Origin of the sequence: Bradyrhizobium sp. cir1, assembly GCF_014198245.1 — a bacterium.
Taxonomy (GTDB): Bacteria; Pseudomonadota; Alphaproteobacteria; order Rhizobiales; family Xanthobacteraceae; genus Bradyrhizobium.
The window spans coordinates 56144-77079 of the sequence record NZ_JACIHE010000010.1 but is presented as its reverse complement, the minus strand read 5'-3'; the positions used below and the strand labels follow the sequence as shown (position 1 = coordinate 77079).

Here is a 20936-nt window from a genome sequence, read left to right as displayed (position 1 = left end):
TGCGCGAAGCGCAGGTCGCACGGCGTAACCCACCTCTTCTGTCTCCGCGGCTTCGAACAGTGGTGGGTTACGCTCTGCAGATGCGCTTCGCGCCTCTGCAGAGCTAACCCACCCTACAGTTTCGGCGCCCTACGCTGGCACCACGCCCTCAACAAATATCAGGCGCCGCTCCAGCGCTGTCCGCCGCAGCTTCAACGCCTCGGCATATTCCGGCGAGGCGTACCATTCCTTCAGCCTCGCCATCGACGGGAATTCAACGATGACGATGGCCTTCGGCGGAAGGTTGCCCTCCGCCAGTTCGGCCTTGCCGCCACGAACGAGATAGCGCCCGCCAAACTGCGCGATCGTCTTCGCGGCGAGTGCACGATAGGCTTCAAATCCCTCGAGGTCGCGCATCTCGACTTCGGAAATCACATAAGCGGTCATAGGCGGCTCTTACGCGATCGTATTGACGATGCCGCCTTCCGCGCGCAGCGCCGCACCGTTGGTGGCGGACGCCTGCTTCGACGCGACGTAAACAACCATGTTCGCGATCTCGTCGACACTGGCGAAACGCTGGATCAGCGAGCTCGGGCGATGCTGCCTGACGAAATTGGCGGCGGCTTCATCCACCGATTGTCCGTTTTGTTTCGCGAGATCCTTCACGAAGGTCTCGACGCCTTCGGACATGGTGGGGCCCGGCAACACGGAATTGACAGTGACGCCGGTGCCGCGGGTGAGCTGCGCCAAACCGCGCGCGACCGAGAGCTGCGCCGTCTTGCTCATGCCGTAGTGGATCATCTCGACGGGAATGTTCAGCCCGGACTCCGAGGAGATGAAGACGATGCGGCCCCAGTTGCGCTTGAGCATGCCCTTCATGTAGGCCCGCGACAGCCGCACGCCGCTCATCACGTTGACCTCGAAGAAGCGGCTCCAGTCTTCGTCGGGGATGTCGAAAAAATCCTTCGGCTCGAAGATGCCGGCATTGTTGATGAGGATGTCGACCTCGGGCAGAGCCGCCACCAGCGCTTTGCAGCCCGCAGCGGTGGAGACGTCGGCGGCGATGCCTCGGACCTTGGCGCCCGTCCCTTCCAGCTTGCGCACGGCCGCATCGACCTTGTCCTGGCTGCGCCCGTTGATCACGACGCTCGCGCCCGAGGCGGCGAGGCCTTTGGCGATGGCATGGCCGATGCCGGCGGTCGAGCCGGTCACGAGGGCAGTCTTTCCGGAAAGATCGATGTTCATGTATTATCTCCATCAGGTCGATGGTGGGGATATCGGACGCGGCGGACCCGGCCGCAATCGGCACTCACCAATCAGTGAGGCGCCCCGCACCTATCCTGCGACAACGTGGGCACGGCCCGCACCGCAGCTGGAACGATTGTTGCTTGGCTGTCCGGGATTCTCTTGCTCTCGTAGAAACGGAAGAACGACGCGATGAAAAGAACGGCTTTGACGGTTGTGCTCGGGGCGGTCGGTTTGATTGCTGGCAATGCGCCCGCACCGGCTCAGGCGGTCTATCCGGAAAAGTCGTTGCAATTGATCGTCCCCTTTCCGCCCGGTGGCGCCTCCGACGTGGTTGCGCGCATCATCGGCAGCGAGTTGGAGACACGGCTTGGCAAGCCCGTGATCATCATGAACCGTCCCGGCGGCGGCACCACGATCGCGGCCAAGGAGGTCGCGCGCTCGGCGCCTGACGGATACACCCTGTTCTTCAGCTCGAACTCGAGCTTCACGCTGCCGGCGGCCGTGAAGGAAAGCGTACCTTACGATGCCGCCAAGGATTTCGAGCCGCTCGGCCAGGTCGGCAAGATCACGCTGGCGCTGGTCACCTACAAGGACAACCCGGTCAAGGACGTGACTGCGCTGGTCGCCGAGGCGAAGGCCAATCCCGACAAGCTGTCGCTCGCGTCCTTTGGCGTCGCAACCGTCTCGCATTTTGCCGGCGAGCTGTTCAAGTCGGCCGCCGGGATCAAGATGGTCCACCTGCCCTACAAGGGCAGCGCGCCGGCGATGAACGACCTGATCGGCAAGCACATCCAGTACCACGTCGACACCGTGATCGCCGTGAAGCCGCAGATCGAGGCCGGCACCGTCAAGGTGCTCGCGGTGTTCTCGGGCAAGCGCACGCCGTTCCTGCCGGACGTGCCGACGCTCGCCGAACTCGGCTATGGCAATATCGACTTCGCGTCATGGGGCGCCGTGGTCACGCCCAAGGGCTTGCCGCCGGCCGTTCACGACAAGCTGTCGGCGACCCTGGAGGAGGCGATCAACAATCCCTCTGTGGCCGAGCGCTTCACCAAGGTCGGCTTCGAGCCGGGCTTCACGCGCTACAGCGATTGGGCGGGAGCGATCGGCAAGGAGACCGCTGAAATGAAGGACATCGCGCAAAAGGCCGGGATCAAGGAAGAATAGCCTCGCGGATCCGCACCATTCCAGAAACAAAAAAACGGCGCCCGAGGGCGCCGTTTTCAATCCATATCCGCAGAAACAGCTTACGCCGCCTCGGCTTCCTTCTCCTGCACCGGGCCGGAGTCCTGGCCCTTGGCGTCGACGTCGCGATCGACGAACTCGATCACGGCCATCGCGGCGTTGTCGCCGTAGCGGAAGCCGGCCTTGATGATGCGGGTGTAACCGCCCTGGCGGTCCTTGTAGCGGGTCGCGAGCGTATCGAAGAGCTTCTTGACCATGTCGACGTCGCGCAGCTCCGAGATCGCCTGGCGGCGCAACGACAGGCCGCCCTTCTTGCCGAGGGTGACGAGCTTCTCGACGATCGGGCGGAGCTCCTTGGCCTTCGGCAGCGTGGTGACGATCTGCTCGTGCTTGATCAGCGCGGCCGCCATGTTGGCGAACATCGCCTTGCGGTGTTCGGCCGTGCGGTTGAGCTTCCGATGAACCTTGCCGTGACGCATGTGTGTAGTCCTTACGTTAAAACTGCCGCGACGGTTCGTCGGACATGTTGCTCAGGTGGGCTGCCTGCGTTCGCCCATGCCGTCATTCCGGGGCGGCTCGCAGAGCCGAACCCGGAATCTCGAGGTTCCGGGTTCGATGCTCCCGGGCCGCGCTTTACGCGGTCCCGTCGCATCGCCCTGGAACGACGAAATGCTTAGTAGTGATCCTCGAAGCGCTTGGCGAGCTCGTCGATGTTCTCCGGCGGCCAGCCCGGCACTTCCATGCCGAGGTGCAGACCCATCTGGGCCAGCACTTCCTTGATCTCGTTCAGCGACTTGCGGCCGAAGTTCGGAGTACGAAGCATTTCGGCTTCCGACTTCTGCACGAGGTCGCCGATGTAGACGATGTTGTCGTTCTTCAAGCAGTTGGCCGAACGCACCGACAGCTCGAGCTCGTCCACCTTCTTGAGGAAGGCCGGGTTGAAGGCGAGGTCCGGGATGATCTCCTGGGCGACTTCCTTGCGCGGCTCCTCGAAGTTGACGAACACGTTGAGCTGGTCCTGCAGGATGCGGGCGGCATAGGCCACCGAGTCATCCGGCGAGATCGCGCCGTTGGTCTCGATCGTCATGGTCAGCTTGTCGTAGTCGAGGATCTGGCCCTCGCGGGTGTTCTCGACCTTGTAGGAGACCTTGCGGACCGGCGAGTACAGGCTGTCGACCGGGATCAGGCCGATCGGCGCGTCCTCGGGACGGTTGCGCTCGGCGGGCACGTAGCCCTTGCCGGTGGAGACCGTGAACTCCATGCGGATCTCGGCGCCCTCGTCGAGCGTGCAGATCTGCAGGTCCGGATTGAGCACGGTGACGTCGCCGACGGTCTGGATGTCGCCGGCGGTAACGACGCCCGGGCCCTGCTTCTTCACGACCATGCGCTTGGGGCCTTCGCCCTGCATCTTGATCGAGATGTCCTTGATGTTCAGCACGATGTCGGTGACGTCCTCACGGACGCCCGCGATCGAGGAGAACTCGTGCAGCACGCCGTCGATGTGCACCGACTGCACCGCCGCGCCCTGGAGCGAGGAGAGCAGGATGCGGCGCAGCGCGTTGCCGAGGGTCTGGCCGAAGCCGCGCTCGAGCGGCTCGGCGACGATGGTCGCGAAACGGGCCGGATCGCTGCCGGGCGTGACCTGGAGCTTGTTCGGCCGAATCAGTTCTTGCCAATTTTTCTGGATCGTCACTGTTTCACCCATACAGGCCAGTCGAACTGCCGTTGCAGACACCGGCGTTGGAGAAAGGCCGCAGGTTGCACCCGCGGCTTCTTAGAAAAATCATCGCGGGCGCCGATGCGCCCGCAATGTCGTATCAAACGCGCCGACGCTTGCGGGGACGGCAACCGTTGTGCGGGATCGTGGTCACGTCGCGAATCGAGGTGACGGTGAAGCCCGCGGCCTGGAGCGCGCGGAGCGCCGACTCGCGGCCCGAACCGGGACCGGCGACCTCGACTTCCAGCGTGCGCATGCCATGCTCCTGCGCCTTCTTCGACACGTCCTCGGCGGCAACCTGCGCGGCGTACGGGGTCGACTTGCGCGAACCCTTGAAGCCCATCGTGCCGGCGGAAGACCAGGCAATCGTGTTGCCCTGCGCGTCGGTGATGGTGATGGTCGTGTTGTTGAACGACGAGTTCACGTGCGCAACGCCTGAGGCGATATTCTTGCGCTCACGGCGGCGAACGCGGGTGGCTTCCTTGCCCATTGAGTCCCTTTCCTGAAGATCTCAAACGCCGCCGTAATGCCAGCGGCTACACCTGTGGAACGAAAAGCGCGTGGCGAACGGGTCATCCCCTTTCGCCACACGCCGCGATGGAATCCGAAAACTTACTTCTTCTTGCCGGCGATGGCCTTGGCCGGACCCTTGCGCGTACGCGCATTGGTGTGGGTCCGCTGACCGCGCACCGGCAGACCGCGACGATGACGCAGGCCGCGATAGCAGCCGAGGTCCATCAAACGCTTGATGTTGATGCCAACCTCACGACGCAGGTCGCCCTCGACGAGATAGTCGCGGTCGATCACTTCGCGGATCTGGAGAACTTCGGCGTCGCTGAGCTGATTGACGCGACGATCCTCGGGGATCTTCACCTTCTCGATGATGTCACCGGCGATCTTCGGGCCGATGCCATGGATGTACTGGAGCGCGATCAGAACGCGCTTGTTGGTGGGAATGTTCACGCCGGCAATACGGGCCACGGCCTTCTCTCCTGTTGCCGATCCCTCGTCAGGAATCGGGCTTAAGTGCTTGCTTTCTCGGGCAGGTGTTCACAAACGCGAACACGACGCCCACCCCCGGTCTTCCTGGGGCCCGGCATCGTCTGAAACTATCCGACTTGGATGCGGGGCTTATTAGGGGATTCCAGGGGCTTTCGTCAACCGCTGCTAGCGCTTGGCTCGCTTTTTCGTGACCTTTTTTGGTCCCTTCTTCGAACCTTTTTTGACGGTCTTCTTGACGGTTTTCTTGGCGGTCTTTTTGACCGTTTTCTTCGCCGCCTTCTTGGTCCCTTTCACGGCCTTCTTGGCCGCCTTTTTGGGGGTTTTGGCCGATTTAGCGGCCTTTTTGGCTGCCTTTGCCGGCTTTTTGGCCGCCTCGGCCTTCTTGGCCGGGGCCGACTTGGCCGCGCTGCGGGCGTGGGTCTTGGGTTCCACCGCGCCGAGCGCCAGGAGCTGGCGATGGATGGCACGGGTGACCTCGTCGATGGCCATCATGCCGTCGATGGTGGAGAGCTTCCGCCGCTCGGAATAGTAGTGAATCAGGGGTTCCGTCTGGCTACGGTAGCTGGCCAGGCGCTTGGTCAGGACCTCCGGGGTGTCGTCGAGCCGGACCTCCTCCCCGCGCTCACGCATCTGGGCGACGCGAGTCTCGACCCGGCTCAGAAGCGCACTCTCGTTGACGCGGAGCTCGATCACCGCATCGAGCTTGAGATGCTTGTGCCTCAGCAGCTCATCCAGCGCCTCGGCCTGCGGCACGGTGCGCGGGAAACCGTCGAGGATGAAACCGTTCTTGGCGTCCGGCTGGTCGATCCGGTCGGAGATGATTCCGACCACGACCTCATCGGGCACGAGCCCGCCGCCGGCCATGACTTCCTTGGCCTTCAGCCCGACCGGCGTCCCCGCCGCAACGGCCGCGCGCAGCATCTCGCCGGTCGAGAGCTGGACGATGCCATAGCGCTGCACCAAGAGCTGCGCCTGGGTCCCCTTGCCCGACCCCGGCGGTCCCAGAAGTATAATTCTCATCGGCGTACGCCCCCCGGATTGGTGAGCGATACGTCGCGCACCTGTGTTTGAAGATCAAGAACAGTGCAAACCACAATCGGCCGTGCACCGCTACCCATATCATAGGGGAGCGATTGCCCGGACGCCAAGAAGGCCTTTGAAATCAGTGATTGCATCGCGGTTGGAGCAGCTTTGCCGATGCGCCGAATGGCACAGCTGGCTGCCTTCAGCGACACCGCGCGTTGCTCGCGCAGCGAATCGGCGGCGCGGTCGCGCCGCCTTCAGGCGACGCCGCGGCTAGCGGCGACGACCGCGCAGCTTCGACTTGCGGATCAGGCCTTCGTACTGATGGGCCAGCAGATAGCCCTGCACCTGCGCCACCGTGTCCATGGTGACGCTGACCACGATCAGCAGCGACGTGCCGCCGAAGTAGAACGGCACCGAGGCGTAGGAGATCAGGATCTCCGGGATCAAGCAGACGATCGCGAGATAGATCGCACCCAACACGGTGATGCGCGACAGCACGTAATCGATATACTCGGCGGTGCGCTCGCCGGGGCGGATGCCCGGAATGAAGCCGCCATGCTTCTTCAGATTGTCCGCGGTCTCGGTCGGGTTGAACACGATCGCGGTGTAGAAGAAGGCGAAGAACACGATCAGCGCCAGATACATGATCAGGAACAGCGGACGACCGTGGCCGAGCTGGGTGGTGATCCACTGGAACCATTCCGGCCCACTGCCGGCGTTGAAATTCGCAACCGTGGTCGGCAGCAAGAGCAGCGAGGACGCGAAGATCGGCGGGATCACGCCCGAGGTGTTGAGCTTGAGCGGCAGATGCGAGGACTGGCCCTCGAACATCTTGTTGCCGACCTGGCGCTTCGGATACTGGATCAGCAGCCGGCGCTGGGCGCGCTCCATGAACACGATGAATGCGATCACGGCGACCGCCATGATGATGACGACCAGGATCAGGCCGGTCGACATCGCGCCCTGACGGCCGAGCTCGAGCATGTTGGCGAGCGCCGCGGGCAGCTCGGCGACGATGCCGGCGAGAATGATGAGCGAGATACCGTTGCCGATGCCGCGGGAGGTGATCTGCTCGCCCAGCCACATCAGGAACATGGTGCCGCCGGTCAGCGTGATCGCGGTGGACAGGCGGAAGAACATGCCGGGGTCGCTGACGACGTTGCCGGCGCCCTCGAGACCTACCGCAATGCCGTAAGACTGGAATGCGGCCAGGATCACGGTGAGATAACGGGTGTACTGGTTCAGCAGCTTGCGGCCCGACTCGCCTTCCTTCTTCAGCGCCTCGAGTTGCGGCGAGACGGTGGTGAGGAGCTGGATGATGATCGAGGCCGAGATGTACGGCATGATGTTCAGCGCAAAGATCGCCATGCGGTGGATGCCGCCGCCGGCGAACATGTTGAACATGCCGAGAATGCCGCCCGCCTGGGAGCGGAACACCTGCTCCCAGATGTTGGGATCGATGCCGGGGAGCGGGATGTAGGTCCCGAGCCGATAAACCAGCAACGCACCCAGGGTGAACCAGATGCGCTTCTTCAGTTCGTCAGCCTTGGCAAACGCACCGAAATTGAGATTGGCTGCCAGTTGTTCCGCTGCTGAGGCCATCTTGGACTTTCTCCCGCCGCCTGTTGCGCCGTCATGCCCGCGGCCGGGCTACTATCTAGCGGACGCCGGACATTATCTGGGGCTCGGCTTCGATAAGTCCACGTCCCGCATGCGTAAAGGCCCGCGAGCCGCGGGCCAATGACGCAGTTGTTACGCCGCCTCGCCTTCTTCCTTGGCAGGGGCGAGGATCTTCACCGAGCCGCCGGCCTTCTCGACCGCCGCGATTGCGGTCTTGGTGGCGCCATGCACTTCGATGTTGAGCTTGGACTTGAGCTCGCCGCGGCCGAGCAGCCGCAGACCGGCCTTGGCGCGGCGCAGCACGCCGCCCTTCACCAGGGCCTCGACGTTCACGACGCTGCCGGCGTCGATCTTCTTGGCATCGACCGCTTCCTGGAGCCGGTCGAGATTGATCTCGGCGAACTCGACGCGGAAGATGTTGTTGAAGCCGCGCTTGGGCAGACGGCGATGCATCGGCATCTGGCCGCCTTCGAAACCCTTGATGCGCACGCCCGAGCGCGCGGTCTGGCCCTTGCCACCGCGGCCGGACTGCTTGCCCTTGCCCGAACCGATGCCGCGGCCGACGCGCATACGCTTCTTGCGCGAGCCGGCGTTGTCGGCGATATCGCTGAGCTTCATCGCCCTTCTCCTTGTGTCTTGCGCACGATCTTCACCGGAAACAGGTAGCCCGCTTTCCGTGATCGCGCGCCGCTTCTTACTTCTCGTCGACGATGCGGACGAGATGGTGAACCTTCTCGATCATGCCACGAACCGCCGGAGTATCCGGCAGTTCGCTGGTGCGGCCGATCTTGTTGAGCTTGAGCCCGATCAGCGTCGAGCGCTGCGAGTGATGGCGGCGGATCGCGCTGCCGGTCTGCTCGAGCTTGATCGTCTTTGCGGCCTTGGCCATGGGAGTCTACTCCGAAAAGCTTCCGTTAGTCGGCAGCCGCCTCGGCATCGCCGCCGATACGGCGGGACTGGAGGGTGGACACCTTGATGTTGCGGCGGGCTGCGACCGAACGCGGCGAATCCTGGTGCTTCAGCGCATCGAAGGTCGCGCGCACCATGTTGTACGGGTTCGACGAGCCGATCGACTTCGCCACCACGTCCTGGACGCCGAGCGTCTCGAACACGGCGCGCATCGGGCCGCCGGCGATGATGCCGGTACCGGCCGGAGCTGCACGCAGGTAGACACGGCCCGCGCCATGACGGCCGGCGATGTCGTGATGGAGCGTGCGGCCCTCGCGCAGCGACACGCGGGTCAGGTTGCGCTTGGCGGACTCGGTTGCCTTGCGGATCGCCTCAGGCACTTCGCGCGCCTTGCCGTGGCCGAAGCCGGCGCGGCCCTTCTGGTCGCCGATCACGACCAGCGCTGCGAAACCGAAGCGCTTGCCGCCCTTGACGACCTTCGCCACGCGGTTGATGTGGACGAGCTTGTCGACGAACTCGCTGTCGCGCTCCTCGCGCTCCTTGCGTTCGCGTCCGCCGCCGCGTTGATCGCGTCCACCACGTTGTTCGCGTTCAGCTGCCATGGTTTTTCCAATCCTTCAGAGGCTTACGCCTCAATCCTCAAATTCCGTTAGAAGCTCAGCCCGCTCTCACGCGCCGCGTCGGCCAGAGCCTTGACGCGCCCGTGATAGAGGTAGCTGCCGCGATCGAACACGACTTCCTTGACGCCCTTCTCGGCGGCGCGCTCGGCCAGCAGCTTGCCGACCGCCTTCGCCGCATCGATGTCGGCGCCGGTCTTGCCGCCGTCGCGCATCGACTTCTCGAGCGAGGAGGCAGAGGCCAGCGTCTCGCCCTTCAGGTCGTCGATGACCTGGGCGTAGATGTGCTTGGACGAGCGGAACACCGACAGACGCGGACGACCACCACCAGAGCGGCGCAGCTTCAGCCGCACACTCCGCTTGCGCCGGGCATTCGTAACCTTGGCTTTGGACATGACCGGCTCCGTTACTTCTTCTTGCCTTCCTTGCGGAAGATGAATTCGCCAACATACTTCACGCCCTTGCCCTTGTAGGGCTCCGGCGGGCGATAGGCGCGGATCTCGGCGGCGACCTGGCCGACGCGCTGGATATCGCTGCCCGACACCGTGATCTCGGTCGGCTTCGGCACGGCGATGGTGATCCCTTCCGGGATCGGATAGATCACGTCGTGGCTGTAGCCGAGCGCGAGCTGCAGGTTCTTGCCCTGCATCGCGGCGCGGTAACCGACGCCGGTGATCTCGAGCTTCTTCTCGAAGCCCTTGGTGACGCCTTCGACCAGATTCGCGACCTGGGCGCGAGCGGTGCCGTACAGCGCCCGCGCGCGATTGGTGTCGGCCCGCGGCTTGACCTTGACCTGGCCGCTCTCGAGCTTCACCTCGACGTCGTCATGGACGACGAACTGAAGCTGGCCCTTCGGCCCCTTCATCTTGACGGTCTGCCCATCGACGGTCGCGGTCACACCCGACGGAACCGCCACAGGCCTTTTGCCAACTCGTGACATGGATGAAAAATCCTTCTCAGAACACCGTGAAGAGGACTTCACCGCCCACATTCGCGTCGCGCGCGCTGTGGTCGGCCATGATCCCCTTCGGCGTCGACAACACCGAAATGCCGAGTCCGTTGTTCACCCGCGGCAGGTTCTTCACCGAGGCGTAAACGCGACGCCCGGGCTTGGAGACACGTTCGATCTCGCGGATGACGGGCTCGCCGTCAAAATACTTCAGCTCGATCTCGATCTCGCTGCGGCCCGAGGAATGCTCGAGCGTGGCGTAACCGCGGATGTAGCCTTCGGTCTTGAGGACCTCGAGCACGTTCTCGCGCATCTTCGAGCCAGGCGTGGAGACCTTGGTCTTGGAGCGCATCTGCGCGTTGCGGATACGGGTGATCAGATCGCTGATTGGATCGTGCGTAGACATCTAAACGACCCTCCTTACCAGCTGGACTTCACGAGGCCCGGGACCATGCCCTTGGAGCCAAGGTCGCGCAGCGCGATACGGGACAGCTTGTTCTTGCGATAGTTCGAGCGCGGGCGGCCCGACAGCTCGCAACGCAGACGGATGCGGGTCGCCGACGAGTTGCGCGGCATTTCGGCCAGCTTCAACGTCGCAGCGAAACGCTCCTCCATCGGCAGCTTCTTGTCGGCGATGATCGCCTTCAACCGCTCGCGCTTGGCGGCGGCGTTCTTCACCATCCGCTTGCGCCGGTTGTTCTTCTCGACTGAACTCTTCTTTGCCATGCTTGGCTCCTGGGTATCCGCGTTTGAGAGGCTTTAGGTCAGCGTCTCACTGCCGGAACGGGAAATTGAAAGCGGTCAACAAGGCCCTCGCCTCTTCGTCGGTCTTGGCCGTGGTGCAGACGGTGATGTCCATACCGCGGGCTTCCGTGACCTTGTCGAAGTCGATCTCGGGGAAAATGATGTGCTCCTTGATGCCGAGCGAGTAGTTGCCGCGGCCGTCAAAGCTCTTCGGGTTCAGGCCGCGGAAGTCACGGACGCGCGGCAGCGCGACCGTCACCAGGCGATCGATGAACTCGTACATGCGGGCCTTGCGCAGCGTGACCTTGCAGCCGATCGGCTGGTTCTCACGCAGCTTGAAGGTCGCAATCGCGATACGCGAATAGGTCACGATCGCCTTCTGGCCGGCGATCTGGGTCAGTTCGGCAGCGGCGGTCTCGGCCTTCTTGCGGTCGTTGACGGAATCGCCGACGCCCATGTTCAGCACGACCTTGTCCAGGCGCGGAACCTGCATGACGTTCTCATAACCGAACTTCTCGGTCAGAGCCGTGCGGATCTTCGCGTCATATTCCGCGCGCAGGCGCGGCGTGTAAGCGGCCTCAGCCATCGATCTCAGCTCCCGAGCTCTTGGCGATGCGGACCTTCTTGCCGTCCGCCAGAATCTTGAATCCGACGCGGGTCGGCTTTCCGTCCTTGCCGACATACGCGATGTTGGACAGTTGGATCGGCGCCTCCTTCGAGATGATGCCGCCCTCCTGGGCCTGCGTCTGCTTCTGGTGACGCTTGACCATGTTGATGCCGCGCACCAGCGCCGTGCCGGCGTCGGGCCGAACCTCGAACACCTCGCCGGTGCGGCCCTTGTCGCGACCGGTCAGCACGACGACCTTGTCGCCCTTGCGGATCTTCGCAGCCATCACAGCACCTCCGGCGCGAGCGAAATGATCTTCATGTGGTTCTTGGCGCGCAGCTCGCGCGGCACGGGCCCGAAGATACGGGTGCCGACCGGCTCGGACTGGTTGTTGATCAGAACGGCGGCGTTGCGGTCGAAGCGGATGACCGAACCGTCGGCGCGGCGGATGTCCTTGCGGACGCGCACCACGACGGCCTTCATCACGTCGCCCTTCTTCACCTTGCCACGCGGAATCGCTTCCTTGATCGAGACGACGATGATGTCGCCGATCGTGGCGTAGCGGCGCTTGGAGCCCCCGAGCACCTTGATACACATGACACGGCGTGCGCCAGAATTGTCGGCCACGTCGAGGTTGGTCTGCATCTGAATCATTGATGCACCTCGTCCTCTTTCTCTTTGCGCCAGCCCAGCCGGCGCTCAACATTTCCCTGAAGTCAGCCGGCTAAAGCCAACAGATCAGGCGCTTTTCTTGTGTTCGCCCCGGACCACGACCCAGCGCTTCAACTTCGAAATCGGCTTCGATTCCTCGATCCACACCACGTCGCCCGGCTTGAACTGGTTGCTCTCGTCGTGCGCGTGATAGTTCTTCGAACGGCGGATCGTCTTCTTGTAGATCGGGTGCGTGAAGCGGCGATCGACGCGCACCACGATGGTCTTGGCCTGCTTGTCGCTGACGACCACGCCCTGCAAAGTACGTTTCGGCATCTTCGTAAGCCTCTTACTTCTTCTTCGCGCGCGTCTGCGCGGCGACGGTCTTGATCCGGGCGATGTCACGGCGGGCCTCGCGCAGGCGCGAGGTGTTCTCGAGCTGCCCGGTGGCGCGCTGGAAGCGCAGGTTGAAGCGCTCCTTCTTCAGGTTCAGGATGGCGTCATCCTGCTGATCGGGGCTCATCGCGCGGATGTCTTCGATCTTCATCTGGGCCATGGCCATTACTCCGCAATGCGCTCGACGAAGCGCGTCTTGATCGGCAGCTTGGCGGCTGCGAGCGTCAGCGCTTCACGCGCCGTCTGGGTGTTGACGCCGTCGATCTCGAACAACACCCGGCCCGGCTTGACGCGCGCCACCCACAGTTCCGGCGAACCCTTGCCGGAGCCCATGCGGACTTCGGCCGGCTTCTTCGACACCGGGACGTCGGGGAACACGCGGATCCAGACGCGGCCGGCGCGCTTCATGTGACGGGTCAGCGCGCGGCGGGCGGCCTCGATCTGGCGCGCGGTGACGCGCTCAGGCTCGGTCGCCTTCAGGCCGAACTGGCCGAATGCCAACGTCGCGCCCGAAGACGCAACGCCGTGGATGCGGCCCTTATGCGCCTTCCGGAACTTCGTTTTCTTTGGTTGCATCATGGCTTTAAGCCCTCAAATTCCTGTGCTGGCTCAGGCTGCAGCCGTATCGCGGCGCTGACGGCCACCACGATCACCACTACCGCCCGTCTCGCCTTCGGCCATTCTCTTGTCCTGGGCCATCGGATCGTGCTCGAGGATCTCGCCCTTGAAGATCCAGACCTTGACGCCGCAGGTGCCGAAGGTCGTGAACGCGGTCGCAACGCCGTAGTCGATGTCGGCGCGCAGCGTGTGCAGCGGCACGCGACCTTCGCGGTACCACTCCATGCGCGCGATTTCCGCACCGCCCAGACGACCCGAGCAGTTGATGCGGATGCCTTCCGCGCCGAGACGCATCGCCGACTGCACGGCGCGCTTCATGGCTCGGCGGAACGCCACGCGGCGCTCGAGCTGCTGCGCGATCGACTCGGCCACCAGCGTCGCATCGAGCTCCGGCTTGCGGATCTCGACGATGTTGATGACGACGTCGGACGAGGTGATGTCCGCAACGCGCTTGCGCAGCTTGTCGATGTCGGCGCCCTTCTTGCCGATCACCACGCCCGGACGAGCCGAGTGGATGGTGACGCGGCACTTCTTGTGCGGACGCTCGATCACGATGCGGGCGACGGCCGCCTGCTTCAGCTCCTTGTGCAGGATCTCGCGGATCTTGACGTCCTCGTGCAGCAGCTTGCCGTATTCCTGCTTGCCGGCGAACCAGCGGGAATCCCAGGTCCGGTTGATGCCGAGACGCAGACCGATCGGATTGATCTTTTGACCCATCGTGTTCTCCTGCGTCCCTTAAGCCGCTGCTTCGGCTTCGACCTGACGAACGATGATCGTCAGCTGCGAAAATGGTTTGTAGACACGGCCCGAACGGCCACGGCCGCGGGCGGCGAAGCGCTTCATCACGAGGCCATTGCCGACGAAGGCCTGCGCCACGACGAGATCGTCGACGTCGAGGTCGTGGTTGTTCTCGGCGTTGGCGATCGCCGATTCCAGGCACTTCTTCACGTCGACCGCGATCCGCTTGCGCGAGAACTGCAGGTCGGCGAGCGCGGCGGAAGCCTTCCGGCCGCGAATGAGCTGGGCGACCAGGTTGAGCTTCTGCGGGCTCACCCGCAGCATCCGGGCGACCGCCTTGGCCTCGTTGTCGGCGAGGCACCGTTCGCGCTTAGGTTTGCTCATCGTTTAATCCTCAAGCCTTCTTGGCTTTCTTGTCGCCGGAGTGGCCATGGAAGGTCCGGGTCGGCGAGAACTCGCCGAACTTGTGACCGACCATTTCCTCGTTGACCGCCACCGGCACGTGCTTCTGACCGTTGTAGACGCCGAAGGTCAGGCCGACGAACTGCGGCAGGATCGTCGAGCGACGGCTCCAGATCTTGATGACGTCGTGACGGCCGGACGCGCGCGCGGCATCTGCCTTCTTGAGCAGAGAACCCTCGACGAACGGGCCTTTCCAGACTGAACGAACCATGTCCGGCGTTCCTTACTTCTTCCGCTTGTGGCGGCTTAGGAGAATGAATTTGTTGGTCGACTTGTTGGTGCGGGTCTTCTTGCCCTTGGTCGGCTTGCCCCACGGGGTGACCGGGTGGCGACCGCCCGAGGTCCGACCTTCACCACCGCCGTGCGGATGGTCGATCGGGTTCATCGCGACACCGCGGTTGTGCGGGCGACGGCCCATCCAACGCTTGCGACCGGCCTTGCCGATCGAGGTGTTCATGTGATCCGGGTTCGACACCGCGCCGATCGTGCCGCGGCAACGGCCGTGCACCAGGCGCTGCTCGCCCGAGTTCAGGCGGATGATCACGTAGTCCTGGTCGCGGCCGACGAGCTGGGCGTAGGTGCCGGCAGAACGGGCGAGCTGGCCGCCCTTCCCGATCTTGACCTCGATGTTGTGGATGATCGTGCCGACCGGCATGTTGCCGAGCGGCATCACGTTGCCCGGCTTCACGTCGACATAGTTGCCGGCGATGATGGTGTCGCCCTCGGCCAGGCGCTGCGGCGCCAGGATGTAGGCCTGCTCGCCGTCCTGATACTTGATCAGTGCGATGAAGCCGGTGCGGTTCGGATCGTATTCCAGCCGCTCGACGGTCGCGGGAACGTCGACCTTCTCACGCTTGAAGTCGACGGTGCGCAGCGTCTGCTTGTGACCGCCGCCGCGGAAGCGCACGGTGATGCGGCCGGTGTTGTTGCGGCCGCCCGAGGACTTCTTGCCCTCGGTGAGCGCCTTCAGCGGCTTGCCCTTGTAGAGGGCCGAACGATCGACCATCACCAGCTGGCGCTGGCCCGGCGTCGTGGGATTGAATGTCTTCAGTGCCATCGTCGTACGACCTTACAGACCGGTGGTGACGTCGATCCGGTGGCCCTCTTCGAGGGTCACGATCGCGCGCTTGCTGTTCGACTGCGAGCCGAGATTACCGCGGAAGGCCTTGACCTTGCCCTTGCGGACCAGCGTGTTGACGCTCTTGACCTTGACGTCGAACAGCTTCTCGATCGCTTCCTTGATCTGCGGCTTGGTCGCCTTCGCGGCCACCTTGAACAACACCTTGTTGTGCTCCGAGGCGATCGTCGCCTTTTCGGTCACGACCGGCGACAGAATCACGTCGTAGTGGCGAGGCTCGATGTTCTTCGTCATTTGAAGCGCGCCTCCAGCGCATCGATGGCGGCCTTGGTCAGAACGAGCTTCTGACGGCGCAGGATGTCATAGACGTTGATGCCCTGGATCGGCAGCACGTCCATGTTCGGGATGTTGCGGGCCGCAGCGGCGAAGCCGTTGTTGAGCTCGGCACCGTCGATGATCAGCGCGTTGGTGAGGCCGAGGCCCGAGAAGTGACCGAGCAGCGCCTTGGTCTTGGCGGCTTCCAGCGCAGCCTTCTCGATCACGACGAGATCACCGTCCTTGGCCTTGGCCGAGAGCGCATGCTTCAGAGCGAGCGCGCGGACCTTCTTCGGCAGGTCGGTGGCGTGCGAACGCACCACCGGACCGAAGGCACGGCCACCGCCACGGAACTGCGGCACGCGGGCCGAGCCGTGACGAGCACCGCCGGTGCCCTTCTGCTTGTACATCTTCTTGCCGGTGCGCCAGATCTCGGCGCGGCCCTTGGCCTTGTGCGTGCCGGCCTGGCGCTTGTTGAGCTGCCACTGCACGCAGCGCGCGATGATGTCCTCGCGCGGCTCGAGACCGAAAATGGCGTCGGACAGCTGGACGGAGCCCGCTTCCTTACCTTCGAGGGTGGTGACCTTCAATTCCATCTCACGCCTCCTGCGCAGCCGGAGCGGCTTCCGCGTCGCCAGCAACCTTGAACTTGCCGGGCTTCGGAGCTTCCTTCGGTAGCGGCTTCTTGACGGCGTCGCGCACGCGGATCCAGCCGCCCTTGGAGCCGGGAACGGCGCCTTCGACGAGGATCAGGCCGCGCTCGACATCGGTCTGGACGACGCGAAGGTTGAGCGTGGTGATGCGATCGACACCCATGTGGCCGGGCATCTTCTTGTTCTTCCAGGTCTTGCCGGGGTCCTGACGACCACCGGTCGAACCGATCGAGCGGTGCGAGATCGACACACCGTGCGTGGCGCGCAAACCGCCGAAGTTCCAGCGCTTCATACCGCCCGCGAAGCCCTTACCGACCGAGGTGCCGGTGACGTCGACGAACTGGCCGACGACGAAGTGATCGGCCTGGATCTCGGCGCCGACCGGGATCATGGCGTCCGCGGTGACGCGGAATTCCTCGACCCGCCGCTTCGGCTCGACCTTGGCGACCGCGAACTGGCCGCGCTCGGCCTTGGGCATGTAAACGGTCTTGCGGCTGCCAGAACCGAGCTGGAGCGCGACGTAACCGTTCTTCTCTTCGGTGCGGTGGCCTACGACCTGGCAATTGCCGAGCTTCAGCACGGTCACGGGGATATGTTCGCCGGCCTCCGTGAAGACCCGCGTCATCCCGACCTTTTGTGCGATCACTCCGGAGCGCATCGGCTTGCTTCCTGTTCTCTTTGTCCGCTTTCGCGAACGGGATCCAAAATCTTAGAGCTTGATCTCGACGTCGACACCGGCGGCCAAGTCGAGCTTCATCAAAGCATCGACGGTCTGCGGGGTCGGATCGACGATGTCGAGCAGGCGCTTGTGAGTGCGCATCTCGAACTGTTCGCGGCTCTTCTTGTCGACGTGGGGCGAACGGTTGACGGTGAACTTCTCGATGCGGGTGGGCAGCGGAATGGGTCCGCGGACCTGCGCGCCGGTGCGCTTCGCCGTGTTCACGATCTCACGGGTCGACGTATCGAGGATACGATGGTCGAACGCCTTGAGACGGATACGAATGTTTTGGCCGTTCATTGCCGTGGTCTCTCTTCAGTGGGTGGCGAATAGCGAATAGCGAATGCTGCCATTCGCTACTCGCCGTCCCTTTTCTCGTAATTACTCGATGATCGAGGCGACGACGCCGGCGCCGACGGTGCGGCCGCCTTCGCGGATCGCGAAGCGGAGCTTCTCTTCCATCGCGATCGGCACGATCAGGTGCACTTCCATCGCGATGTTGTCGCCCGGCATCACCATCTCGGTGCCTTCCGGCAGATGCACGACACCGGTCACGTCGGTGGTGCGGAAGTAGAACTGCGGACGGTAGTTGGTGAAGAACGGGGTGTGGCGGCCGCCCTCTTCCTTGGTGAGGATGTAGGCCTCAGCCTTGAACTTGGTGTGCGGCTTGACCGAGCCCGGCTTGGCCAGAACCTGGCCGCGCTCGACGTCCTCGCGCTTGGTGCCGCGGAGCAGAGCGCCGATGTTGTCGCCGGCCTGGCCCTGATCGAGCAGCTTGCGGAACATTTCGACGCCGGTGACGGTGGTCTTCTGGGTGGCGCGGAGACCGACGATCTCGATTTCCTCGCCGACCTTGACGACGCCGCGCTCGACACGGCCGGTCACGACGGTGCCGCGGCCCGAGATCGAGAACACGTCTTCAACCGGCATCAGGAACGGCTGGTCGATCGGACGCTCCGGCTGCGGGATGTACTCGTCGACGTTCTTCATCAGCTCGAGGATGGCGTCGTGGCCGAGCTTCTTGTCGGAGTCTTCGAGAGCGGCCAGCGCCGAACCCTTGATGATCGGGATCTTGTCGCCGGGGAATTCGTACTTGGAGAGCAGTTCGCGGACTTCGAGCTCGACGAGCTCGAGGAGCTCCGGATCGTCGACCATGTCGCACTTGTTGAGGAACACGACGAGCGCGGGCACGCCGACCTGGCGGGCGAGCAGGATGTGCTCGCGGGTCTGCGGCATCGGGCCGTCAGCGGCCGACACGACCAGGATCGCACCGTCCATCTGGGCGGCGCCGGTGATCATGTTCTTCACGTAGTCGGCGTGGCCGGGGCAGTCGACGTGGGCGTAGTGGCGGTTCTTCGTCTCGTACTCGACGTGCGCGGTCGAGATGGTGATGCCGCGAGCCTTCTCTTCCGGCGCCTTGTCGATCTGGTCGTACGCGGTGAACGTCGCACCGCCGGTCTCGGCGAGGATCTTGGTGATCGCCGCGGTCAGCGACGTCTTGCCATGGTCGACATGACCGATGGTGCCGATGTTGCAGTGCGGCTTGTTACGTTCAAACTTTGCTTTGGCCATTTGACTCTCCGTTCAATCGTCAGCTTGAGACCGACGACAATCAGGCAAACTTCTTCTGGACTTCTGCCGACACGTTGGCCGGCGCTTCTGCGTAGTGATCGAATTGCATGGTGAAGGTCGCGCGACCCTGGCTCATCGAGCGCAGGTTATTCACGTAACCGAACATGTTCATGAGCGGCACCATCGCATTGATGACGTTGGCGTTGCCGCGCATGTCCTGACCCTGGATCTGACCGCGCCGGGAATTCAGGTCGCCGATGACCGAGCCGGTGTAGTCTTCCGGGGTCACCACTTCGACCTTCATGATCGGCTCGAGCAGGACGGACTTGCCCTTCTGCAAGGCTTCGCGGAATGCCGCGCGCGATGCGATTTCGAAGGCGAGCGCCGACGAGTCGACGTCGTGATACTTGCCGTCGACGAGCTGAACCTTGACGTCGACCACGGGGAAGCCCGCGACGACACCAGAGCTCATCACGCTGTTGAGGCCCTTTTCGACGCCAGGGATGTATTCCTTCGGAACCGCACCGCCGACGATCTTGGACTCGAACTCGTAGCCCTTGCCGGGCTCGTTCGGCTCGACAACGATCGACACCTCCGCGAACTGACCGGTACCGCCGGTCTGCTTCTTGTGGGTGTACTTGACCTCGGCCTTCTTGGTGACGCGCTCACGGAACGCAACCTGCGGCGCACCGATGTTGGCGTCGACCTTGTAGGTCCGCTTGAGGATGTCGACCTTGATGTCGAGATGGAGTTCGCCCATGCCCTTGAGGATGGTCTGGCCGGACTCCTGGTCGGTCGACACGCGGAAGGACGGATCCTCCGCCGCGAGCTTGGCCAGCGCCACGCCCAGCTTCTCCTGGTCGGCCTTGGACTTCGGCTCGATCGCGATCTCGATGACCGGCTCGGGGAATTCCATCTTCTCCAGGATCACCTGCTTGTCGGGATCGCACAGCGTGTCGCCGGTGCGCGCTTCCTTCAGGCCGGCCAGCGCGACGATGTCGCCGGCATAGGCTTCCTTGATGTCCTCGCGGTTGTTCGCATGCATCAGCAGCATGCGCCCGATGCGCTCCTTCTTCTCGCGCGTCGAGTTCACGACGCCGGTGCCGCTCTGCAGGACGCCGGAGTAGATGCGGCAGAAGGTGATGGTACCGACGAACGGGTCGTCCATGATCTTGAACGCGAGCAGCGCGAGCGGCTCCTTGTCGTCCGCCTTGCGCACGACCTCGTTGCCACGATCGTCGGTGCCCTTGATCGCGGGCACGTCGATCGGCGACGGCAGATAGTCGACGACGGCGTCGAGCAGCGGCTGCACGCCCTTGTTCTTGAAGGCCGAGCCGCACAGCACGGGATAGAACGCGCCGGTCAGCACCGCCTTGCGGATCAGGCGCTTCAGGGTCGCCTCGTCCGGCTCCTTGCCGTCGAGGTAAGCGGCCATGGCGTCGTCGTCGAGCTCGACGGCGGCTTCCACCATCTTCTCGCGGTATTCCTTGGCCTGCTCGACCAGATCCTCGGGAATGTCGACATAGTCGAACTTCGCGCCGAGCGATTCATCGTTCCAGATGATGCCCTGCATCTTCACGAGGTCGACGAGACCCTTGAAGTTATTCTCGGCGCCGATCGGAAGCTGGATCGCGATCGGCTTGGCGCCGAGGCGGTCGACGATGTCGGCCAGGCACTTGAAGAAGTCGGCGCCGGTCTTGTCCATCTTGTTGGCGAAGACGATGCGCGGAACCTTGTACTTGTCGCCCTGGCGCCAGACGGTCTCGGTCTGGGGCTCCACGCCCTGGTTCGAGTCGAGCACGCAGACGGCGCCGTCGAGCACGCGCAGCGAACGCTCGACTTCGATGGTGAAGTCGACGTGGCCGGGGGTGTCGATGATGTTCAGACGCTTGCCGGCCCAGAACGCGGTGGTCGCAGCGGAGGTGATCGTGATGCCACGCTCCTGCTCCTGCTCCATCCAGTCCATCGTCGCGGCACCTTCGTGCACCTCGCCGATCTTGTGGCTCTTGCCGGTGTAATAAAGGATACGCTCGGTCGTCGTGGTCTTGCCGGCATCAATGTGCGCCATGATACCGAAGTTGCGGTAATTCTCTATGGCATGAACGCGGGGCATCGGGTGTTCCTTAGATTCC

32 protein-coding genes are annotated in these 20936 nt (G+C 63.6%); 1 reads left to right on the top strand and 31 read right to left on the bottom strand.

Annotation, left to right across the window (positions count from 1 at the left end; genetic code table 11):
- Window positions 1-129 precede the first annotated feature (129 nt).
- Complete coding sequence (locus GGD63_RS20970) at window positions 130-426, bottom strand: DUF1330 domain-containing protein (protein WP_183245055.1); 297 nt, start codon at window positions 424-426, stop codon at window positions 130-132.
- 9 nt (window positions 427-435) lie between these two features.
- Window positions 436-1224 carry an SDR family NAD(P)-dependent oxidoreductase gene (locus tag GGD63_RS20965; protein WP_183245054.1) on the bottom strand — a complete coding sequence of 263 codons (789 nt, stop codon included), beginning with the start codon at window positions 1222-1224 and terminating at the stop codon, window positions 436-438.
- A gap of 192 nt (window positions 1225-1416) precedes the next feature.
- On the opposite strand from GGD63_RS20965, the gene GGD63_RS20960 reads away from it, so the two are divergent.
- Window positions 1417-2394, top strand: coding sequence for a tripartite tricarboxylate transporter substrate binding protein (locus GGD63_RS20960; protein ID WP_183245053.1), 978 nt, complete (start codon window positions 1417-1419; stop codon window positions 2392-2394).
- 80 nt (window positions 2395-2474) lie between these two features.
- On the opposite strand, the gene rplQ is transcribed toward GGD63_RS20960, so the two are convergent.
- The 29 genes from rplQ to fusA form a co-directional block, all read right to left on the bottom strand.
- A complete protein-coding gene (gene rplQ / locus GGD63_RS20955; protein WP_025036979.1) occupies window positions 2475-2891 on the bottom strand; it encodes a 50S ribosomal protein L17 in 417 nt (138 codons plus the stop codon).
- Between the two features lie 194 nt (window positions 2892-3085).
- Entirely contained in the window at window positions 3086-4117 is a 1032-nt protein-coding gene (locus tag GGD63_RS20950) for a DNA-directed RNA polymerase subunit alpha (protein ID WP_035685709.1), read from the bottom strand.
- A 112-nt stretch (window positions 4118-4229) separates the two neighbouring features.
- Window positions 4230-4619 carry a 30S ribosomal protein S11 gene (gene rpsK / locus GGD63_RS20945; RefSeq protein WP_007603045.1) on the bottom strand — a complete coding sequence of 130 codons (390 nt, stop codon included), beginning with the start codon at window positions 4617-4619 and terminating at the stop codon, window positions 4230-4232.
- 122 nt (window positions 4620-4741) lie between these two features.
- On the bottom strand, window positions 4742-5110 hold the full coding sequence (gene rpsM / locus GGD63_RS20940; RefSeq protein WP_018647258.1) for a 30S ribosomal protein S13: 369 nt from the start codon (window positions 5108-5110) through the stop codon (window positions 4742-4744).
- 186 nt (window positions 5111-5296) lie between these two features.
- Entirely contained in the window at window positions 5297-6151 is an 855-nt protein-coding gene (locus GGD63_RS20935) for an adenylate kinase (RefSeq protein ID WP_183245052.1), read from the bottom strand.
- Between the two features lie 276 nt (window positions 6152-6427).
- Window positions 6428-7759, bottom strand: coding sequence for a preprotein translocase subunit SecY (gene secY, locus GGD63_RS20930; RefSeq protein WP_028152980.1), 1332 nt, complete (start codon window positions 7757-7759; stop codon window positions 6428-6430).
- A gap of 150 nt (window positions 7760-7909) precedes the next feature.
- Window positions 7910-8395 (bottom strand): 50S ribosomal protein L15, encoded by a 486-nt coding sequence (gene rplO / locus GGD63_RS20925; protein WP_018322273.1) that lies wholly within the window; start codon window positions 8393-8395, stop codon window positions 7910-7912.
- Between the two features lie 76 nt (window positions 8396-8471).
- Window positions 8472-8666: a 50S ribosomal protein L30 gene (rpmD, locus tag GGD63_RS20920; RefSeq protein ID WP_011088137.1), complete on the bottom strand. Its 195-nt coding sequence runs from the start codon at window positions 8664-8666 to the stop codon at window positions 8472-8474.
- A 25-nt stretch (window positions 8667-8691) separates the two neighbouring features.
- On the bottom strand, window positions 8692-9288 hold the full coding sequence (rpsE, locus tag GGD63_RS20915) for a 30S ribosomal protein S5 (protein ID WP_157329210.1): 597 nt from the start codon (window positions 9286-9288) through the stop codon (window positions 8692-8694).
- Window positions 9289-9335: 47 nt separating this feature from the next.
- Window positions 9336-9698 (bottom strand): 50S ribosomal protein L18, encoded by a 363-nt coding sequence (gene rplR / locus GGD63_RS20910; RefSeq protein WP_007603036.1) that lies wholly within the window; start codon window positions 9696-9698, stop codon window positions 9336-9338.
- An 11-nt stretch (window positions 9699-9709) separates the two neighbouring features.
- On the bottom strand, window positions 9710-10243 hold the full coding sequence (gene rplF / locus GGD63_RS20905; RefSeq protein ID WP_183245051.1) for a 50S ribosomal protein L6: 534 nt from the start codon (window positions 10241-10243) through the stop codon (window positions 9710-9712).
- Between the two features lie 16 nt (window positions 10244-10259).
- Window positions 10260-10658, bottom strand: a complete 399-nt coding sequence (gene rpsH, locus GGD63_RS20900; protein ID WP_027554158.1) for a 30S ribosomal protein S8 — start codon at window positions 10656-10658, stop codon at window positions 10260-10262.
- Window positions 10659-10672: 14 nt separating this feature from the next.
- Entirely contained in the window at window positions 10673-10978 is a 306-nt protein-coding gene (rpsN, locus tag GGD63_RS20895) for a 30S ribosomal protein S14 (protein WP_018647251.1), read from the bottom strand.
- A gap of 46 nt (window positions 10979-11024) precedes the next feature.
- On the bottom strand, window positions 11025-11582 hold the full coding sequence (gene rplE, locus GGD63_RS20890; RefSeq protein ID WP_018647250.1) for a 50S ribosomal protein L5: 558 nt from the start codon (window positions 11580-11582) through the stop codon (window positions 11025-11027).
- On the bottom strand, window positions 11575-11889 hold the full coding sequence (gene rplX / locus GGD63_RS20885; protein WP_011088142.1) for a 50S ribosomal protein L24: 315 nt from the start codon (window positions 11887-11889) through the stop codon (window positions 11575-11577). Before rplX ends, rplE begins: the two co-directional genes overlap by 8 nt.
- Window positions 11889-12257 carry a 50S ribosomal protein L14 gene (gene rplN, locus GGD63_RS20880; RefSeq protein WP_007603030.1) on the bottom strand — a complete coding sequence of 123 codons (369 nt, stop codon included), beginning with the start codon at window positions 12255-12257 and terminating at the stop codon, window positions 11889-11891. Before rplN ends, rplX begins: the two co-directional genes overlap by 1 nt.
- 84 nt (window positions 12258-12341) lie before the next feature.
- Window positions 12342-12590, bottom strand: coding sequence for a 30S ribosomal protein S17 (gene rpsQ / locus GGD63_RS20875; protein WP_183245050.1), 249 nt, complete (start codon window positions 12588-12590; stop codon window positions 12342-12344).
- A gap of 13 nt (window positions 12591-12603) precedes the next feature.
- A complete protein-coding gene (gene rpmC, locus GGD63_RS20870) occupies window positions 12604-12810 on the bottom strand; it encodes a 50S ribosomal protein L29 (protein WP_011088144.1) in 207 nt (68 codons plus the stop codon).
- 5 nt (window positions 12811-12815) lie between these two features.
- A complete protein-coding gene (rplP, locus tag GGD63_RS20865) occupies window positions 12816-13229 on the bottom strand; it encodes a 50S ribosomal protein L16 (protein WP_008136349.1) in 414 nt (137 codons plus the stop codon).
- Between the two features lie 30 nt (window positions 13230-13259).
- Window positions 13260-13985 (bottom strand): 30S ribosomal protein S3, encoded by a 726-nt coding sequence (gene rpsC, locus GGD63_RS20860; RefSeq protein WP_018647246.1) that lies wholly within the window; start codon window positions 13983-13985, stop codon window positions 13260-13262.
- A gap of 18 nt (window positions 13986-14003) precedes the next feature.
- Complete coding sequence (rplV, locus tag GGD63_RS20855; RefSeq protein WP_183245049.1) at window positions 14004-14390, bottom strand: 50S ribosomal protein L22; 387 nt, start codon at window positions 14388-14390, stop codon at window positions 14004-14006.
- Between the two features lie 10 nt (window positions 14391-14400).
- Window positions 14401-14679: a 30S ribosomal protein S19 gene (gene rpsS / locus GGD63_RS20850; protein WP_008136357.1), complete on the bottom strand. Its 279-nt coding sequence runs from the start codon at window positions 14677-14679 to the stop codon at window positions 14401-14403.
- Window positions 14680-14691: 12 nt separating this feature from the next.
- Window positions 14692-15525 carry a 50S ribosomal protein L2 gene (gene rplB / locus GGD63_RS20845; RefSeq protein ID WP_183245048.1) on the bottom strand — a complete coding sequence of 278 codons (834 nt, stop codon included), beginning with the start codon at window positions 15523-15525 and terminating at the stop codon, window positions 14692-14694.
- A gap of 12 nt (window positions 15526-15537) precedes the next feature.
- A complete protein-coding gene (locus GGD63_RS20840; protein ID WP_183245047.1) occupies window positions 15538-15840 on the bottom strand; it encodes a 50S ribosomal protein L23 in 303 nt (100 codons plus the stop codon).
- Window positions 15837-16457 (bottom strand): 50S ribosomal protein L4, encoded by a 621-nt coding sequence (gene rplD / locus GGD63_RS20835; RefSeq protein WP_018647243.1) that lies wholly within the window; start codon window positions 16455-16457, stop codon window positions 15837-15839. The genes GGD63_RS20840 and rplD overlap by 4 nt, the downstream gene beginning before the upstream one ends.
- A 1-nt stretch (window position 16458) precedes the next feature.
- Window positions 16459-17172, bottom strand: a complete 714-nt coding sequence (gene rplC, locus GGD63_RS20830; RefSeq protein WP_025036993.1) for a 50S ribosomal protein L3 — start codon at window positions 17170-17172, stop codon at window positions 16459-16461.
- Window positions 17173-17223: 51 nt separating this feature from the next.
- Complete coding sequence (gene rpsJ, locus GGD63_RS20825) at window positions 17224-17532, bottom strand: 30S ribosomal protein S10 (protein WP_002712302.1); 309 nt, start codon at window positions 17530-17532, stop codon at window positions 17224-17226.
- Between the two features lie 81 nt (window positions 17533-17613).
- On the bottom strand, window positions 17614-18804 hold the full coding sequence (gene tuf, locus GGD63_RS20820; protein WP_183245046.1) for an elongation factor Tu: 1191 nt from the start codon (window positions 18802-18804) through the stop codon (window positions 17614-17616).
- Window positions 18805-18844: 40 nt separating this feature from the next.
- Window positions 18845-20917, bottom strand: coding sequence for an elongation factor G (fusA, locus tag GGD63_RS20815; RefSeq protein WP_183245045.1), 2073 nt, complete (start codon window positions 20915-20917; stop codon window positions 18845-18847).
- Between the last annotated feature and the right edge of the window lie 19 nt (window positions 20918-20936).

Bases quoted from the DNA above. Each gene is read 5' to 3' on its own strand.
- GGD63_RS20970 (WP_183245055.1), bottom strand. From the start codon at position 426: ATGACCGCTTATGTGATTTCCGAAGTCGAGATGCGCGACCTCGAGGGA.
- GGD63_RS20965 (WP_183245054.1), bottom strand. From the start codon at position 1,224: ATGAACATCGATCTTTCCGGAAAGACTGCCCTCGTGACCGGCTCGACC.
- GGD63_RS20960 (WP_183245053.1), top strand. From the start codon at position 1,417: ATGAAAAGAACGGCTTTGACGGTTGTGCTCGGGGCGGTCGGTTTGATT.
- rplQ (WP_025036979.1), bottom strand. From the start codon at position 2,891: ATGCGTCACGGCAAGGTTCATCGGAAGCTCAACCGCACGGCCGAACAC.
- GGD63_RS20950 (WP_035685709.1), bottom strand. From the start codon at position 4,117: ATGGGTGAAACAGTGACGATCCAGAAAAATTGGCAAGAACTGATTCGG.
- rpsK (WP_007603045.1), bottom strand. From the start codon at position 4,619: ATGGGCAAGGAAGCCACCCGCGTTCGCCGCCGTGAGCGCAAGAATATC.
- GGD63_RS20935 (WP_183245052.1), bottom strand. From the start codon at position 6,151: ATGAGAATTATACTTCTGGGACCGCCGGGGTCGGGCAAGGGGACCCAG.
- secY (WP_028152980.1), bottom strand. From the start codon at position 7,759: ATGGCCTCAGCAGCGGAACAACTGGCAGCCAATCTCAATTTCGGTGCG.
- rplO (WP_018322273.1), bottom strand. From the start codon at position 8,395: ATGAAGCTCAGCGATATCGCCGACAACGCCGGCTCGCGCAAGAAGCGT.
- rpmD (WP_011088137.1), bottom strand. From the start codon at position 8,666: ATGGCCAAGGCCGCAAAGACGATCAAGCTCGAGCAGACCGGCAGCGCG.
- rpsE (WP_157329210.1), bottom strand. From the start codon at position 9,288: ATGGCAGCTGAACGCGAACAACGTGGTGGACGCGATCAACGCGGCGGC.
- rplR (WP_007603036.1), bottom strand. From the start codon at position 9,698: ATGTCCAAAGCCAAGGTTACGAATGCCCGGCGCAAGCGGAGTGTGCGG.
- rplF (WP_183245051.1), bottom strand. From the start codon at position 10,243: ATGTCACGAGTTGGCAAAAGGCCTGTGGCGGTTCCGTCGGGTGTGACC.
- rpsH (WP_027554158.1), bottom strand. From the start codon at position 10,658: ATGTCTACGCACGATCCAATCAGCGATCTGATCACCCGTATCCGCAAC.
- rpsN (WP_018647251.1), bottom strand. From the start codon at position 10,978: ATGGCAAAGAAGAGTTCAGTCGAGAAGAACAACCGGCGCAAGCGGATG.
- rplE (WP_018647250.1), bottom strand. From the start codon at position 11,582: ATGGCTGAGGCCGCTTACACGCCGCGCCTGCGCGCGGAATATGACGCG.
- rplX (WP_011088142.1), bottom strand. From the start codon at position 11,889: ATGGCTGCGAAGATCCGCAAGGGCGACAAGGTCGTCGTGCTGACCGGT.
- rplN (WP_007603030.1), bottom strand. From the start codon at position 12,257: ATGATTCAGATGCAGACCAACCTCGACGTGGCCGACAATTCTGGCGCA.
- rpsQ (WP_183245050.1), bottom strand. From the start codon at position 12,590: ATGCCGAAACGTACTTTGCAGGGCGTGGTCGTCAGCGACAAGCAGGCC.
- rpmC (WP_011088144.1), bottom strand. From the start codon at position 12,810: ATGGCCCAGATGAAGATCGAAGACATCCGCGCGATGAGCCCCGATCAG.
- rplP (WP_008136349.1), bottom strand. From the start codon at position 13,229: ATGATGCAACCAAAGAAAACGAAGTTCCGGAAGGCGCATAAGGGCCGC.
- rpsC (WP_018647246.1), bottom strand. From the start codon at position 13,985: ATGGGTCAAAAGATCAATCCGATCGGTCTGCGTCTCGGCATCAACCGG.
- rplV (WP_183245049.1), bottom strand. From the start codon at position 14,390: ATGAGCAAACCTAAGCGCGAACGGTGCCTCGCCGACAACGAGGCCAAG.
- rpsS (WP_008136357.1), bottom strand. From the start codon at position 14,679: ATGGTTCGTTCAGTCTGGAAAGGCCCGTTCGTCGAGGGTTCTCTGCTC.
- rplB (WP_183245048.1), bottom strand. From the start codon at position 15,525: ATGGCACTGAAGACATTCAATCCCACGACGCCGGGCCAGCGCCAGCTG.
- GGD63_RS20840 (WP_183245047.1), bottom strand. From the start codon at position 15,840: ATGACGAAGAACATCGAGCCTCGCCACTACGACGTGATTCTGTCGCCG.
- rplD (WP_018647243.1), bottom strand. From the start codon at position 16,457: ATGGAATTGAAGGTCACCACCCTCGAAGGTAAGGAAGCGGGCTCCGTC.
- rplC (WP_025036993.1), bottom strand. From the start codon at position 17,172: ATGCGCTCCGGAGTGATCGCACAAAAGGTCGGGATGACGCGGGTCTTC.
- rpsJ (WP_002712302.1), bottom strand. From the start codon at position 17,532: ATGAACGGCCAAAACATTCGTATCCGTCTCAAGGCGTTCGACCATCGT.
- tuf (WP_183245046.1), bottom strand. From the start codon at position 18,804: ATGGCCAAAGCAAAGTTTGAACGTAACAAGCCGCACTGCAACATCGGC.
- fusA (WP_183245045.1), bottom strand. From the start codon at position 20,917: ATGCCCCGCGTTCATGCCATAGAGAATTACCGCAACTTCGGTATCATG.